This is a genomic window from Eubacterium oxidoreducens, assembly GCF_900104415.1.
Classification (GTDB): domain Bacteria; phylum Bacillota; class Clostridia; order Lachnospirales; family Lachnospiraceae; genus Eubacterium_C; species Eubacterium_C oxidoreducens.
The window spans coordinates 1-16,112 of the sequence record NZ_FMXR01000010.1 but is presented as its reverse complement, the minus strand read 5'-3'; the positions used below and the strand labels follow the sequence as shown (position 1 = coordinate 16,112).

Sequence of the window (16,112 nt, the reverse complement as noted above, 5' to 3'; positions counted from 1 at the left end):
TTTTTTATTAATCCATCTGATCAAAAGCTTCGTTATCCAAAAGCTCATCAAAAGCATCGGAAACAATCTCGAATTCTTCATCATCTTGAATATTGTCAAGTGTCGGATTGCCGTCTTCATCTTCGAAATAACGATAGATTAAAACTTCTCCATCTTCGTTGTCTTGTTCATTCTCATCAACCGGGATTACGACAATATAATCCTGTGATGTGCCATCTTCTAACTCAACTTCGAAAATAGTAAGAATACGTGTTTCGAGTTCTGTATCATCATCTAAAGTTAAAGTGATAAACATCTCTTCGTCATCATTTAATTCTTTATCTAAAATACCCATGTTCTCCTCCTTAAATTCTTTATTTTCCTTATGATAAATTAGCCGCCGAAAAAAGTCAATTATTCTGTTGACAAAGAATCGAAAAGTGATATACTTTGAATATCAAAATATTTGAAAATAAAAAAGATTGAAAACCAAAGGAGAACACAATTATGTTAGAGAAAATGTCAGAAATGATTAAAGATCAGTTAAGCCATGATGGAGAAATCACTTTAGAGACTAAGTTTGAAGAAGATCTTGGAGCAGATTCCCTGGATATCTTTGAACTTATTACAACTCTTGAAGATGAATATGATATTGAAATTGATGCAGAAGAACTTTCTGATGTTAAAACAGTAGGTCAGATGGTTGATTACTTAAAGACAAAAGGGATTGAATAAAATGACAACTGAGATTACAAAACTTTTTGGAATAGAACATCCAATCTTTCAAGGTGGTATGGCATGGGCTGCAGAACACAAATTAGCTGCGGCAGTATCAAATGCCGGAGGTCTGGGAATTATTGGCGCAGCTAATGCGCCTGCTGATGTAATTCGCCAGGAAATCAAAAACTGTAAGGAACTTACAGATAAACCATTTGGTGTTAATGTTATGCTTTTAAGCCCATACGCTGAAGAAGTTGCTCAAGTAGTAACGGAAGAAAAAGTGGCAATGGTTACAACCGGAGCGGGCAATCCTGCTAAGTATATGAAGATGTGGAAAGAAGCCGGGATTAAAGTGGTTCCTGTAGTGGCAAGTGTTGCGCTTGCTAAAATGATGCAAAAGACTGGAGCGGATGCTGTAGTTGCGGAGGGAACCGAATCCGGAGGACATATCGGAAGCGCGACAACTATGACATTGGTTCCACAAGTTGTTGATGCAGTGGATATACCGGTAATTGCTGCCGGTGGAATAGCAGATGGTAGAGGTGTTGCCGCAGCCTTTATGCTTGGTGCGCAAGGTGTTCAGATGGGAACGAGATTTTGTGCTTCAGAAGAATGTATCTGTCATGATGAGTATAAGCATAAGATTGTAAAATCAAAAGATATTGATTCTGTCGTAACCGGTGCTAGTACAGGACATCCGATTCGTTCTCTACGTAATCAGATGACTAGAGAATATTTGCGGCTGGAACAGGAAGGTGCCGGCTTTGAGGAACTTGAAAAGTTAACGCTTGGTTCACTTAGAAATGCTGTGATTGATGGAGATGTCAAGAACGGTACCGTAATGGCAGGTCAGATTGCCGGTTTGATTAAAGATGTAAAGTCCTGTGATGAAATTGTAAAAGAAATTATGGCGCAGGCAGAAAGCTTATTGGGACATTAATTATGAGTAAATTAGCATTTGTTTTTCCGGGACAGGGTTCACAATATACCGGAATGGGAAAAGATTTTTATGATGCAGATGAGTCATTTAGAAATGTGATTGAGTCTGCATCGGAAATCAGTGGATTTGATCTTGAACATATTTTGTTCGAGAATGATGAGCGATTAAATATTACAAAATATACACAGATTGCAATGCTTGCCGTAGAAGTGGCCATTTTAAAAAAATTAGAAAAAGACGGTGTGAAACCAGATGTTTCAGCCGGACTTAGCCTAGGAGAATATGGAGCAATTGTGGCTGCCAAAGCAATGAGTGTGGAAGATGCATTTCATTTGGTAACGAGACGCGGAGCACTTATGCAAGAAGCAGTACCGACAGGCGGTGCGATGTGTGCAATTATGAAACTGGATGCAAAAGAAATTGAAAAAGTCTGTGAAGAGACAGAAGGGTTAGTGAACATAGCTAATTACAATTGTCCGGGACAGATTGTTATTACCGGGGAACAACAAGCAGTCGAAAAAGCAGCAGAAGGCTGTAAAAATGCCGGCGCTAGAAAGTGTACAATGCTTAACGTGTCCGGACCATTTCATTCGGCAATGCTCGAAGAAGCTGGAGTGAAACTGGGGGAAGAATTAGCAAATGTAACACTACATGATTTGCAAATTCCTTATGTAACAAATGTGACGGCAGATTATGTGAATGATGTAGCGCAGATAAGACCACTGTTACAAAAACAGATTTCATCCTCTGTTCTTTGGCAACAAAGCGTAGAAAGAATGATTGAAGATGGTGTAACTACATTTGTAGAAATTGGACCTAAGAAGTCACTTTCTAAGTTTTTAAAGAAAATTAATCCGGAGGTAAAGTCGCTTAATATTGATAAACTGACGGATTATGAAGCTGTATTGGAAGAATTATTATAATTAGAAAAAAGGAGCATCATATGGAAAAAGTTGCAATAGTAACCGGAGCTTCGAGAGGAATCGGGGCAGAGATTGCCAAGAAGTTGGCAAAATGCGGTAATTTTGTTGTGGTTAATTATTCGGGAAATAAAGAAGCTGCAGAAAAAGTTGTTGCTGAAATTAAGGAGCAGGGTACGGATGCAATTGCTTATAAGTGCAACGTTGCGGTGGAAGAAGAAGTAAAAGAAATGGTGGATGCCATTGTAAAAGAATATGGACATATTGATGTTCTTGTGAATAATGCGGGAATTACGAAAGATAATCTTTTGATGAAGATGAAGTCAGAAGAATTTGAACAGGTATTAGATATTAATCTTAAAGGCGCATTTTATACTATGAAGGCAGTTTCAAGACCAATGCTAAAGGCAAAAAAAGGTTGTGTCATAAATATTACTTCATATACCGGAATACATGGGAATGCCGGTCAAATGAATTATGCAGCTGCAAAAGCAGGATTGGTTGGTATGACTAAGACGATGGCAAAAGAATTGTCTAGCAGAGCGATTCGTGTAAATGCTGTTGCGCCTGGATTTATTGATACAGATATGACGAAAGCTTTGGATGAAAAAACAAGACAAATCGGAGCGTCTATGGTTCCGCTTGGAAGATTTGGTCAACCTGAGGAAATTGCTAGTGTGGTTGCTTTTTTGGCATCAGATGAAGCGTCCTATATTACAGGTCAAGTGATCTGTGTAGATGGTGGACTAAGTATTTAATCGAAGTTGATATTTGGAGGATAACATGAGAAGAGTAGTGATAACCGGAATGGGTTGTATTACCCCAATCGGAAATAATACAACAGAATACTGGAATGGACTAAAAAACGGTGAAATCGGATTTGGCGAAATTACTCAGTTTGATACAACTGATTATAAAGCTAAAATTGCTGCAAGCGTTAAAGGGTTTGATCCGAAAGAATATATGGATCCAAAAGCAGCAAAAAGAATGGAATTGTTTTCACAGTATGCAGTAGCGGCTGCTAAAGAAGCATTTGCTCAGTCGGGTCTGGATATGGAAAAAGAAGATCCATATCGGGTTGGAGTATGTGTAGGTTCCGGTGTCGGAAGTCTTCAGGCGATTGAAAGAGAATATGAAAAACTTTTAAATCGAGGACCATCCAAAGTAAATCTGTTGCTTGTTCCGAAAATGATTACCAATATGGCTACCGGCAACATATCTATTCAACTTGGACTAAAAGGAAAAAGTATTAATATTTCTACTGCATGTGCAACAGGAACCCATTCTATTGGAGAGGCATATCGTGCAATTCAGTGTAGCGATGCTGATGTAATGCTCGCAGGAGGAACAGAAGCAACTATCACTCCGATTTGTATTGCGGGATTTTCTAATCTGACAGCGCTTTCCTTTAGTGAAGATCCTAAGCGATGCTCGATTCCATTTGATAAAGAACGAAATGGTTTTGTAATCGGAGAAGGAGCCGGAATTTTGGTGCTTGAAGAATATGAACATGCGAAAAAGCGAGGAGCTAACATCCTTGCTGAAGTGGTTGGATATGGAGCTTCATCAGATGCATATCATATTACTTCACCGGCTGAGGATGGCATGGGTGCGGCACGTGCTATGGAAAATGCAATCCGACAGGCAGGAGTTTCTCCGGAAGAAATTGGATATATTAATGCTCATGGAACAAGCACACATCATAATGACTTGTTTGAAACAAGAGCAATTAAGATGGTGTTTAAAGACCATGCAAATAAATTACTGATTAATTCAACAAAGTCCATGATTGGACATCTTCTTGGAGCAGCCGGAGCCGTTGAGGCAATCGCTTGTGTTTTGCAGATGAATCACGGATTGGTACACCAGACGGTAGGATACCGGGTGCCGGATGAAGAATGTGATTTGAATTATGTAACAGAGGAACCAATTAAGACAGAGATTCCATATGCAATGAGTAATTCGCTTGCGTTTGGTGGTCATAATGCTACTTTGTTGTTTAAGAAAGTAGAAGAGGAGAGCAGATAGATGGAATTCGATAAGATTGTTGAATTAGTAAAGGTTGTATCTGATTCAAAGCTAACAGAATTTGAAATCGAAGATGACGGATTTAGAATCAGTATGGGAAAAAATATTGCTGATCAAAATGTTGTTGTAAAAGAAATGGCAATGATGCCGGCTAGTCCTGCGTCAACTATGACAACGCAAGAGCAATCAAGTAGTGATGATCACTTTGTCCCGGAGGAGAATCTGCTTAAATCTCCGCTTGTAGGAACTTTTTATGCGGCAAGTGCGCCGGGAGAGCCTCCACTAGTCAAAGTTGGCGATACGGTTTCAAAGGGACAGGTTATTGGAATTGTTGAGGCGATGAAGCTGATGAACGAAATTGAAAGTGAAAAAGATGGTGTTGTAAAAGCAATTCTTGTCAAAAATGAAGAAGTTGTGGAATATGATCAACCATTATTTGTAATCGAATAGGAGTCATAAAAAATGTCATTACTCAGTACAAAAGAAATTATGGAAATCATTCCGCACAGACAGCCTATGCTTTTAGTTGATACAATTGAAGAACTAGAAGCCGGTGTTCGTGCGGTCGGTAGAAAATGTGTTACTTATAATGAGCCTTTTTTTGCAGGTCATTTTCCGGGAGAACCGGTTATGCCGGGAGTGCTTATATTGGAATCGCTTGCACAAGTTGGAGCCGTTGCGATATTAAGTAAAGAGGAATATAAAGGAAAGACAGCATATTTTGGCGGAATTAATAAGGCAAAATTTAAAAGAAAAGTTGTTCCGGGAGATGTACTTGAATTAGAACTTGAAATCATAAAACAAAAAGGACCGATTGGGGTTGGAAAAGCAGTTGCCAGAGTTGATGGTGAATTAGCTGCAAGTGCTGAACTTACATTTGCAGTTGGATAACAGATCGGTTCAAGGAGTGTGTAGAAGATGTATAATAAGATTTTGATTGCAAACAGAGGAGAAATTGCCGTACGAATTATTCGTGCATGCCGTGAATTGGGAATATCAACAGTTGCGGTATATTCCAAAGCGGATATGGAAGCGCTTCATACACAGCTTGCAGATGAAGCATTTTGCATCGGTGAAGCGTTATCTAAGGATAGTTATTTATCGATGGAAAGAATCTTAAGTGTAGCAATTGCGACGAATGCTGAGGCGATTCATCCTGGGTTTGGATTTTTGTCTGAAAATGCAAAATTTGCACAAATATGTGAAAAATGTGGTCTTGATTTTATTGGACCTAGTAGTGAAGTAATTGAAAAGATGGGTGACAAAGCCGAGGCAAGAGCAACCATGATGAAGGCTAAAGTTCCCGTTGTTCCGGGAACAAAGACGCCTGTTTTTTATGCAGATAAAGCTAAGAATCTGGCAAATGAAATTGGTTATCCCGTGATGATCAAAGCTGCTTATGGTGGCGGTGGTAAAGGAATGCGTATTGCCAAAAGTGAAAATGAGTTTGAAGGGCAATTTCAGGTTGCGCAAAGAGAGGCTGAAAATGCTTTTGGAAACGGAACAATGTATATTGAAAAATATGTATCGAATCCAAAACATGTGGAAGTGCAACTGATTGCAGATAAGTTTGGTAATGTAGTTACGCTTGGAGAGCGTGACTGTTCTATACAAAGAAATCATCAAAAGATGATTGAAGAGTCCCCTTGCGTAGCTATTTCCGATAAGCAAAGAAAGAAAATGAGTGAAGCTGCGGTAAAAGCAGCTAAGGCTGTTGGATATGAAAGTGCCGGAACCATTGAGTTTTTATTAGATGAAAATGGTGATTTTTATTTTATGGAAATGAATACACGAATTCAGGTAGAGCATCCGGTTACGGAAATGGTAACGGGAATTGATTTGATTAAAGAGCAGATTCGTGTAGCTTCCGGTGAAAAGCTTTCTTTTTCGCAAAGCGATGTTGCGTTAAAAGGACATGCAATCGAATGCAGAATTAATGCAGAAAATCCGGAAAAAGGATTTCGACCATGTCCGGGTAAAATCACACAACTACATGTTCCGGGGGGGAATGGAGTGCGAATAGACAGTGCCGTTTATAATGGTTATACCATTCCGCCATATTATGATTCTATGATTATTAAATTGATTGTTCATGGAGAGGATCGAAAGACAGCTATTCGTAAAATGATTAGTGCGCTTGGTGAAGTGGTTGTGGAAGGCGTTACAACTAATATTGATTTTCAATATGATATTTTGAACCATTCAGAATTTCAAAATGGTTATATTACGACTGATTTTATTCCGAAGTATTTTGGAGAGTATGTGACTCATTAGGAGTAAAATTTGCAGATTATGATGTTATGCAGGTGAATGTAGATGTTTAATTTTAAGAAGACAAATTATATTCCGGTTGATGGGAAACAAAGAAAAATGCATAATTCGCCGTCGGAGCATATGCCGGCTGATTTGTGGATGAAGTGTGATGCTTGTGGCGAAATGCTGTTGAAAGAAGATGTTGTATCCAATCATTATGTTTGTTATAAATGTGGAAAATACTTCAGACTTCGAAGCAAAACAAGAATTAAATTAATAGCAGACAAGGGCAGTTTTGTCAGCTGGGATGATGATTTGGAAACAACAGATCCGCTTTCGTTTCCGGAATACAAAGACAAAATCAAGAAGATGCAGGAAAAGACGAAGTTAAAAGATGGAGTTTTGACGGGAGAATGCACGATTGATGGGGAAAAAGCAGTTGTTTGTGTATGCGATGGTCGCTTTATGATGGGAAGCATGGGATACGTAGTTGGCGAAAAAATCACAAGAGCTGTAGAACAGGCTACGAAGAAGAAACTTCCGGTTGTTATTTTTACTTGTTCCGGAGGAGCAAGAATGCAAGAGGGAATGATTTCGTTAATGCAGATGGCGAAAACCTCTGCAGCTTTAAAAAAACATTCGGACGCAGGACTGTTTTATTTAACTGTTTTAACAGATCCGACCACAGGTGGTGTAACAGCTTCTTTTGCTATGCTTGGAGATGTTATTTTAGCAGAACCTGGATCGCTTGTAGGATTTGCCGGCCCACGTGTTATTGAACAGACAATTGGTCAGAAACTGCCGGATGGATTCCAGCGGGCTGAGTTTTTGGTTGAGCACGGATTGATTGATGGAATTATTCATAGAGAAGACCAGGCTGATACGATTGCCAGATTGATTCGACTTCATAGAAATTGTGATTTACAAAAGCTAGACTTGCCGGAAATATTTCAGGATGAGGCAGCTTTTAATATGCCGAAAATAAATCGTTCGGTATGGGAACGAGTGGAAATTGCAAGAAGCAAAGAACGTTTGACAGCTCTTGATTATATTGATGAAGTGTTCGAAGAATTCTATGAGCTTCATGGTGACAGACGGGCAGCTGATGATGGTGCGATTATCGGTGGGATTGCAATGCTCGCAGGAAAACCGGTTACCGTAATTGGACAGCAAAAAGGAAGAACAACAAAAGAAAATATTTTCCGTAATTTTGGTATGCCGCAGCCCGAGGGATATGTAAAGGCTTTGCGTCTTATGAAGCAGGCGGAGAAGTTTAAAAGACCAATTATATGTTTTGTTGACACGCCCGGTGCATTTTGTGGTATGGAAGCAGAAGAACATGGACAAGGGCAGGCGATTGCCAATAATTTATTTGAAATGGCTGGGATTAAGGTGCCGATTTTGTCTCTTGTAATTGGAGAAGGAGGCAGCGGAGGTGCACTTGCATTAGCTGTTGGGAATGAAGTCTGGATGATGGAAAATGCAACCTATTCGGTGCTCTCTCCGGAAGGTTTTGCATCCATTTTATGGAAAGATGCATCTAAGGCATCTCATGCGGCGCAGGTGATGAAAATGACCGCATCAGATTTGCTTGAGCTTGGAATTATAGAAAAGGTTATAGAAGAACAAAATCCGGCAACTACCGATAATATTCATGTGATTGGAAATTTGCTGAAAAAAGAATTTTATAATTTTATGGAAAAATATTGCAGTTTGGATGCGTCTTTAATTGTTGATGATCGTCAAAAAAGATTTCGTGCATTTTAGCGTTAGAAGAATCCCTTTCCCTTTATGTATTTATATGGGTAGGGGATTTCTTGGTTTTGGCGGATAGAAAATTTTGTTCTTTTTTATTTTGGGTGAGTGATGTATAATAATGTAAGCCTATCTAGTCGAATCGACATTTTATCCCTTTAATAGCGAGAGGAGTTTTTTGCAATGAGTATGAAAGAAAAGTACTTAACATTATCAGCAACCGTTCTTAGAGATCTTGCGAAAAGTAGAGGAATCAAAAAGACGTCTTCTATGAAAAAAGCAGATTTAGTTGCTGCAATGTTAGAGTTGGATGAACAAGAACGTGTACAGGAAAATGATTCGGAACAAGAATCACAAAAGGATCATTTGGAAGATAAGAAAACAGAGGAAGGCACGGATAAGAAAAGTTCACAAAATAAGATGCCAGATTACGGTTCAGAACTTGATAGTGGAGAAATTGCAGATGGTATTTTGGAAGTGATGCCGGATGGATACGGATTTATTCGAAGTGAAAACTATCTTCCGGGTGAGAATGATATCTATGTTGCACCTTCACAGATTCGCCGGTTTAATTTAAAAACGGGCGATATTGTAATGGGAAATATTCGGATTAAGACACAGCAGGAAAAGTTCAGTGCACTCTTGTATGTGAAGCAGGTAAATGGCTTAGTCCCGACAGAAGCACAGAGAAGAAAAAGTTTTGAAGATTTAACTCCGATTTTTCCAAATGAGAGAATTCGTCTTGAAACCTACAATTCGTCAAGAGCTATGAGAATTGTAGATTTGGTTGCTCCGATTGGAAAAGGACAGCGTGGAATGATTGTGGCACCTCCTAAAGCAGGTAAAACAACGTTACTTAAGGAAGTAGCCAAGTCTGTTACAAAAACACATCCGGATATGCATCTACTTATCTTGTTGATTGATGAAAGACCGGAAGAAGTGACAGATATTAAAGAAGCAATAGAAGGCGATAATGTGGAAGTTATTTATTCAACCTTTGATGAACTTCCGGAGCATCACAGACGCGTTTCGGAGATGGTGATAGAACGTGCGAAACGATTGGTTGAACATAAAAAAGATGTTATGATTTTATTGGATTCCATTACCCGTCTTGCAAGAGCCTACAATCTTGTTGTTCCACCAAGCGGAAGAACACTTTCCGGTGGATTGGATCCGGCTGCGCTTCATATGCCGAAACGTTTCTTTGGAGCGGCTCGTAATATGAGAGAAGGCGGGTCCCTTACGATTCTGGCAACAGCGCTGGTTGAAACCGGAAGCAAGATGGATGATGTTGTTTATGAAGAATTTAAAGGAACCGGTAATATGGAATTAGTTTTGGATCGTAAATTGTCTGAAAAACGGATATTCCCGGCGATTGATATAACAAAATCCGGAACTAGAAGAGAAGATCTTCTTTTGACGAAAGAAGAACAAGATGCAGTAGGAAATATGCGTCGTGCGATTAATGGTATGCGTACGGAAGAGGCAGTTGAAAATATTTTAAATATGTTTGTCAAGACCAAGAATAATCAAGAATTTGTAGATATCTGTTGTAAGAAAAGATTTTATTAAAAAAAGGTTGCACTTGGCAGGTACGTATGATACAATAAACAAGCTGTTCAGTTGACCATGTGCAGATTGGTTTTGAATAGCGCAGAACATAAATAAATTAGATTTTAAGTTATGTAATATCACATAGTTTGAGAGGTGAAAATCAGTGAGAGAAGGAATCCATCCAGATTACTATCAGGCAACAGTTACATGTAACTGTGGTAACACATTTACTGTTGGTTCTACAAAGGAGAATATCCACGTAGAAATCTGTTCAAAGTGCCATCCGTTCTATACAGGACAGCAGAAAGCTGCACAGGCTCGTGGACGTATTGATAAGTTCAATCGTAAATATGGTATTAATCAGTAATCGATTAAAGAAAATTAAGGTTGGGATCGTTAGTATCTCAACCTTTTTCAGTGGGCGGACAGGAGTTGGTTGAAAATGAAATATTCCGGTATAGGCGGTCAGGCTGTTATGGAAGGCGTGATGATGCGTAACAAAGATTGTTATGCAGTTGCAGTTCGAAAAACAAATGGACAAATTGTTGTCAAACAAAAACAATATAAAGGAATTTGCCGTGCTAAATGGGTGCAAAAGATTCCGCTTGTTAGAGGCGTAATCAATTTTATTGATTCCATGTATCTTGGAATTTCGACACTGATGCTATCGGCCGGCATTCTAGAAGAGGATGAAGAAAAAGAAAAAACGAAAAAAGAAGAAAGCAAAGAAAATCTTATGATGGGGGGCACCGTGGTAGTATCGCTTTTGATTGCGATTGGTGTTTTTATGCTTTTGCCGTTTTATGCGTCTGTGTTCTTGGGAAAAATTGTAGAATCGCAGGTTCTGATTTCGATTTTCGAAGCCGTGCTTCGTCTCGTGATTTTTCTTGGTTATTTATTACTTATTTCACAACTTGAAGATATTCAAAGGGTGTTTATGTATCATGGGGCAGAGCATAAATGCATTAATTGTATTGAACATGGCATGGAATTGAATGTAGAAAATGTAAGAAAATCCTCCCGTCAGCACAAAAGATGTGGAACCAGTTTTTTGTTTATTGTCATTATAATTTCTATTATTTTCTTTATATTTATTCAAACGGATTCTCATATGTTAAAGTTGGTATCCAGATTGATTTTGATTCCGGTAGTGGCCGGTGTGTCGTATGAACTTCTAAGATGGTTTGGCATGAAAGATGGAAAACTTTCTAACGTTCTTAGTAAACCGGGGTTGAAACTTCAAAATCTCACAACCAGAGAACCGGATGATTCGATGATTGAAGTTGGGATTGCTTCTGTGGAAGCAGTATTTGATTGGAGAGAATATTTAACGCAGTCAGAAGAAGGATGTACTTCTAAGTGTCGAAACAAGGACGAGGAATGATTTTATGACTTTAAAAGAAGCATATGAATATGGATTTTGTTCTTTAACGCAGGCGGATATTGAAGATGCGAGAACGGACGCTTTTTTGCTTTTGGAATATATATGTCATGTGACAAAAGCTGATTTTTTTATGGAACCTGATAAAGAAATGTCTTTATCGGAGGAAAAGACTTATATAGAAGGTATCAAGAAACGTTGTGAGCATGTTCCGCTTCAGCATATTACACATGAACAAGAGTTTATGGGATATTCATTTTATGTAGATGAACATGTATTAATTCCTCGGATGGAGACGGAAGAACTTGTTTTGGAAGTTTTAAACCAATCGAAAGACGGGATGCGGGTGCTTGATTTATGCACCGGATCAGGATGTATCGGTATTGCTTTAAAACTTCAGAAGCCATCGCTACAGGTTGCTTGTTCTGATATCAGTAAGCAGGCGCTTGTTGTAGCGCAGCGTAATGCCAAGGCACTTGGAGCAGAGGTTACTTTGGTGGAAAGTAATTTATTAGAGAATATTTCCGGGGAATTTGATATAATAGTTTCGAATCCGCCGTATATTCCAACGGCAGATATTGAGGAACTGATGACGGAGGTGAAGGTGCACGAGCCTTTTTCGGCACTTGATGGAGGCGAAGACGGTTTTGAGTTTTACCGACAGATTATATCCCTATCTCCACGAACTCTAGCGGAAGAGGGAATGTTATTTTTGGAAATAGGATACGATCAAGGCGATACCATTCGTGACATCATGAGTTTTAATGGATTTTGCGATGTGGTGGTTAAAAAAGATTTGCAGCAACTTGATCGCATTGCAATCGGCAAATTGATGAAAAGTGAAAGGTAGGATAAGAGCATGTTTGATAAATTGGAAGATTTGGTAATTCGTTACCAGGAACTTATGAGTACGTTAAGCGAACCGGATGTTGCATCCGATCAAGATCGTTTTCGTAGATTAATGAAAGAACAAAGTGATTTGGCTCCAATCGTGGAGGCGTATCAAAAGTATAAAAAGGAAAAGCAAAATATAGAAGATTCACTGGCTCTTCTTGACGAAGAAAGCGATGAAGAGATGAGAGAACTTGCCAAAGAAGAATTAAATGATTCTAAGGCAAATGTGGAAGCTCTTGAACAAGAACTTAAGATTTTACTTCTTCCTAAAGATCCGAATGATGAGAAGAATGTCATCATGGAGATTCGTGCGGGTACAGGTGGTGATGAAGCGGCTTTATTTGCAGCGGAGATATATAGAATGTACGTACATTATGCAGAGGGTCGTGGTTGGAAAGTCGAAATGCTCGAATGTGAAGAAATTGGAATCGGTGGTATGAAGAGTGTAACCTTTATGATTTCCGGACAGGGAGCATACTCTATTATGAAATACGAAAGCGGAACACATCGCGTTCAGCGTGTCCCTAAGACAGAGTCAGGCGGACGTATTCATACATCGGCAATTACCGTAGCCGTTATGCCGGAAGCAGAAGAAGTGGAAATTGAAATTGACGAAAATGATATTCGTATTGATGTTATGCGTGCATCCGGTAATGGTGGACAGTGTGTAAATACAACAGATTCGGCGGTACGTCTTACACATTATCCAACCGGTATTGTGATTTATTCGCAGACAGAAAAATCGCAGATTCAAAATAAAGCAAAAGCATTTGCACTTCTTCGTACCAAGTTGTACGATTTGGAACTTCAAAAGGCACATGATGCGGAAGCTGCTGAAAGAAAGAGTCAGATTGGTTCGGGAGACCGTTCAGAAAAGATTCGTACGTATAATTTCCCGCAGGGACGTGTTACCGATCACAGAATTAACCTGACTTTATATAAGTTAAACGATATTATGAATGGAGACATTCAGGAGATTTTAGATGCACTGATTGCGGCAGATCAGGCTGCAAAACTTAGTAACTTAGAACAGGCAAGTTAAGATTAGCGGAGGTTATTACTTATGAATAAAGTGTATGAGAAATTGTTGAAATGTGTGGACAGTGTTCGTGAAATGACGGATTTTGTACCGGAGATAGGAATTGTACTTGGATCCGGATTCGGTAAATATGCAGACGAATTTAAAGTAGTAAAGCGTATTGATTATCATGATATAGAAGGCTTTCCGGTTTCGACGGTGGCCGGTCATGCCGGAGAATTTATATTTGGTTATATGGAAGATGTTCCTATCGTACTTATGAATGGACGAGTTCATTATTATGAGGGGTATGATATGACAGACGTTGTATTGCCAATCAGACTGATGAAAATGCTTGGTGCCAAAGTTCTTTTCTTAACCAATGCTTCAGGCGGAATTAACAGTGATTTTTCAGCCGGTGATTTAATGCTGATCACAGGACAGATTTCCTGCTTTGTTCCATCACCTTTGATTGGACCGAATATCGAAGAACTTGGAGTGCGTTTCCCTGACATGTCTCATGTCTATGATGAAGACTTACAGGATATTATCCGTAAATCGGCTAAAGAAGTTAATGTTGACCTAAAAGAAGGGGTTTATATTCAGCTTAAGGGGCCTAATTATGAGACACCGGAAGAAATACGTATGTGTAAGGTATTAGGAGCCGATGCTGTCGGAATGAGTACAGCTTGTGAAGCACAGGCAGCAAATCATATGGGAATGAAGATTTGCGGGGTTTCTTGTATCTCTAATCTGGCGGCAGGAATAGCAAAGCATCCACTGACGCATGCCGAGATTCAAGAGACTGCAGATCGCGTTGCACCACAGATTAAGTCACTTATTCGTCAAAGTGTACTTAATATTCATGCTTCTTTATAATAGGGGGAACCTGATAATGAATATTCGTTTTTTTAATGCAAAGATTTTTAAGACAAAAGAAAATCATACATTTGAGATAGTAAATGGTCAGTTGTGGGTGAGAGATAATAAAATCATTTATATCGGAGATGGCTTAGATATACAAGAAGTATTTGATAAGGGCGAAGATCCGATTGTATGGGATCGAGAAATAGATGTTGAACAGAACTTGTTAATGCCTGGATTTAAGAATGCGCATACACATACTGCAATGACATTCCTTCGTTCCTTTGCAGATGATTTACCGCTTCAAAGCTGGCTTTTTGATTCGGTGTTCCCAAGAGAAGGACAGTTGACGCCGGATGATGTTTATCATCTTGATATTCTTGGAATTATGGAATATCTGACAAGTGGTATTACTTCAAATTTCGATATGTATTTCTTCCCGCCACAAAATGCGCAGGCATCTGTTGACTGCGGATTTAGAACCGTACAGACATCCGGACTGAATGATTTTGGTGGAGATACGGCTCTTATGGAAGAAAATTACAATATCTGTAACAGTTTGGGAGAGCTTTCTAGCTTTATCATCGGATTTCATGCAGAATACACGACAAAGAAAGAATTAATGGAAGATATCGCCGCTTTGGCACAGAAAGTAAAATCTCCATTGTTTGCGCACAATTCAGAGACGGAATCAGAAGTGAAGGATTGTATTAAGAGATATGGCAAGACACCGACACAGATGATGGATTCACTTGGAATGTTTGAATATGGCGGTGGTGGTTATCATTGTGTATATATGTCGGAAGAAGATATTGACATCTTTAAAAAGCGTGGCTTGTATGCGGTTACCAATCCTTGCTCAAACTTAAAGCTTGCAAGTGGTATCGCACCTGTAAAACGCTTTTTGGATGAAGGTATTCCAATGGGTATCGGAACAGATGGTCCTGCCAGTAATAATTCTTTGGACTTCTTTAAGGAGATGTACCTTACTGCAACACTTGCCAAGGTACGTGAGAAAGATGCAGCGTGTGTAAGCGCTGATCAGGTTCTTTATATGGCAACCTGTGATGGTGCTCATTGTATGGGGCTTGATGACTGCGATCGGTTAGAGGTTGGAAAAAAAGCCGATTTGATTATGCTTGATCTTCAGCAGCCGAATATGCAGCCGGAAAATAATATTATTAAGAATATCGTTTATGCCGGATCGAAGCAGAATGTTAAGATGACGATGGTAAATGGTAAAATTTTATATGAAGATATGAAATTCAATATTGGATTTGATCCGAAAGAAGTTTACGCAAAGGCAAATGAAATTATTGGTAGAATGAAATAAGATGAAGATTATTTATTTAATGCATAGCTGTTTTTTGGTAGAACTAGAAAACAGCTATTTGCTATTTGATTATTTTGATGGTAGTCGTCAGGATTTTTATCAAACGCCAATTACGCTTCCACAATTACAGTTTAATAAGGATTTGTATGTGTTTTGCAGCCATTTTCATAGATAATATGAAGTGACCTCACATTTGTAGCAACGTGGATTTACCTGTATACTACAAGTCGAGAAAGACAAATGGTAACAGGGATTACCGCATACAAAAGGAGGTCACCTATGAATAGAATAATCAAAATCGGTATGGATGTCCATAGTACAAACTATACTTTATGTGCAATGGAGCCGGTAATCGGAGCAGAGGATCGTGTTTTTGCAAACATCCAGGTAACGCCAGACTATAAGAACATCCTTATGTTTATTGAGGAATTAAAACTGAAACTTGGGGTAAGCGATACATATGATATTGAATG

Annotated in this window: 19 protein-coding genes; 18 read left to right on the top strand and 1 reads right to left on the bottom strand. The window is 39.0% G+C overall.

The window, feature by feature from the left end:
- Positions 1-7: 7 nt before the first annotated feature.
- Positions 8-334, bottom strand: a complete 327-nt coding sequence (locus tag BLS20_RS07110) for a DUF1292 domain-containing protein (protein ID WP_090173683.1) — start codon at positions 332-334, stop codon at positions 8-10.
- A 152-nt stretch (positions 335-486) separates the two neighbouring features.
- Between BLS20_RS07110 and acpP the strand changes: the two genes are divergently transcribed.
- The 18 genes from acpP to BLS20_RS07025 form a co-directional block, all read left to right on the top strand.
- Positions 487-714: an acyl carrier protein gene (gene acpP / locus BLS20_RS07105; protein WP_090173682.1), complete on the top strand. Its 228-nt coding sequence runs from the start codon at positions 487-489 to the stop codon at positions 712-714.
- Between the two features lies 1 nt (position 715).
- On the top strand, positions 716-1,639 hold the full coding sequence (fabK, locus tag BLS20_RS07100) for an enoyl-[acyl-carrier-protein] reductase FabK (protein ID WP_090173681.1): 924 nt from the start codon (positions 716-718) through the stop codon (positions 1,637-1,639).
- 2 nt (positions 1,640-1,641) lie between these two features.
- On the top strand, positions 1,642-2,562 hold the full coding sequence (fabD, locus tag BLS20_RS07095; protein WP_090173680.1) for an ACP S-malonyltransferase: 921 nt from the start codon (positions 1,642-1,644) through the stop codon (positions 2,560-2,562).
- A 20-nt stretch (positions 2,563-2,582) separates the two neighbouring features.
- The gene (gene fabG, locus BLS20_RS07090; RefSeq protein ID WP_090173679.1) at positions 2,583-3,317 is read left to right on the top strand and encodes a 3-oxoacyl-[acyl-carrier-protein] reductase; all 735 of its coding nucleotides are present in this window, start codon (positions 2,583-2,585) and stop codon (positions 3,315-3,317) included.
- A gap of 25 nt (positions 3,318-3,342) precedes the next feature.
- On the top strand, positions 3,343-4,587 hold the full coding sequence (gene fabF, locus BLS20_RS07085) for a beta-ketoacyl-ACP synthase II (RefSeq protein ID WP_090173678.1): 1,245 nt from the start codon (positions 3,343-3,345) through the stop codon (positions 4,585-4,587).
- Complete coding sequence (gene accB, locus BLS20_RS07080; protein WP_090173677.1) at positions 4,588-5,037, top strand: acetyl-CoA carboxylase biotin carboxyl carrier protein; 450 nt, start codon at positions 4,588-4,590, stop codon at positions 5,035-5,037. It abuts the gene before it with no gap.
- Positions 5,038-5,049: 12 nt separating this feature from the next.
- On the top strand, positions 5,050-5,478 hold the full coding sequence (gene fabZ / locus BLS20_RS07075) for a 3-hydroxyacyl-ACP dehydratase FabZ (RefSeq protein WP_090173676.1): 429 nt from the start codon (positions 5,050-5,052) through the stop codon (positions 5,476-5,478).
- A gap of 27 nt (positions 5,479-5,505) precedes the next feature.
- Entirely contained in the window at positions 5,506-6,861 is a 1,356-nt protein-coding gene (locus BLS20_RS07070; protein WP_090173675.1) for an acetyl-CoA carboxylase biotin carboxylase subunit, read from the top strand.
- A 42-nt stretch (positions 6,862-6,903) separates the two neighbouring features.
- A complete protein-coding gene (gene accD, locus BLS20_RS07065) occupies positions 6,904-8,607 on the top strand; it encodes an acetyl-CoA carboxylase, carboxyltransferase subunit beta (protein ID WP_090173674.1) in 1,704 nt (567 codons plus the stop codon).
- A 171-nt stretch (positions 8,608-8,778) separates the two neighbouring features.
- A complete protein-coding gene (rho, locus tag BLS20_RS07060; RefSeq protein ID WP_479723609.1) occupies positions 8,779-10,167 on the top strand; it encodes a transcription termination factor Rho in 1,389 nt (462 codons plus the stop codon).
- A gap of 145 nt (positions 10,168-10,312) precedes the next feature.
- Positions 10,313-10,516: a 50S ribosomal protein L31 gene (gene rpmE / locus BLS20_RS07055; protein WP_090173673.1), complete on the top strand. Its 204-nt coding sequence runs from the start codon at positions 10,313-10,315 to the stop codon at positions 10,514-10,516.
- Positions 10,517-10,591: 75 nt separating this feature from the next.
- A complete protein-coding gene (locus tag BLS20_RS07050; RefSeq protein ID WP_090173672.1) occupies positions 10,592-11,533 on the top strand; it encodes a DUF1385 domain-containing protein in 942 nt (313 codons plus the stop codon).
- A gap of 4 nt (positions 11,534-11,537) precedes the next feature.
- The gene (prmC, locus tag BLS20_RS07045) at positions 11,538-12,380 is read left to right on the top strand and encodes a peptide chain release factor N(5)-glutamine methyltransferase (RefSeq protein WP_090173671.1); all 843 of its coding nucleotides are present in this window, start codon (positions 11,538-11,540) and stop codon (positions 12,378-12,380) included.
- Between the two features lie 9 nt (positions 12,381-12,389).
- Complete coding sequence (prfA, locus tag BLS20_RS07040; RefSeq protein WP_090173670.1) at positions 12,390-13,466, top strand: peptide chain release factor 1; 1,077 nt, start codon at positions 12,390-12,392, stop codon at positions 13,464-13,466.
- Between the two features lie 21 nt (positions 13,467-13,487).
- Entirely contained in the window at positions 13,488-14,321 is an 834-nt protein-coding gene (locus BLS20_RS07035; RefSeq protein WP_090173669.1) for a purine-nucleoside phosphorylase, read from the top strand.
- A 16-nt stretch (positions 14,322-14,337) separates the two neighbouring features.
- Positions 14,338-15,639, top strand: a complete 1,302-nt coding sequence (locus BLS20_RS07030; RefSeq protein ID WP_090173668.1) for an amidohydrolase — start codon at positions 14,338-14,340, stop codon at positions 15,637-15,639.
- Position 15,640: 1 nt separating this feature from the next.
- Complete coding sequence (locus BLS20_RS13755) at positions 15,641-15,814, top strand: MBL fold metallo-hydrolase (RefSeq protein WP_176762333.1); 174 nt, start codon at positions 15,641-15,643, stop codon at positions 15,812-15,814.
- A gap of 104 nt (positions 15,815-15,918) precedes the next feature.
- Positions 15,919-16,112, top strand: a 194-nt coding sequence (locus BLS20_RS07025; RefSeq protein ID WP_479723608.1) for a hypothetical protein, incomplete at its 3' end; no start/stop codon positions are given.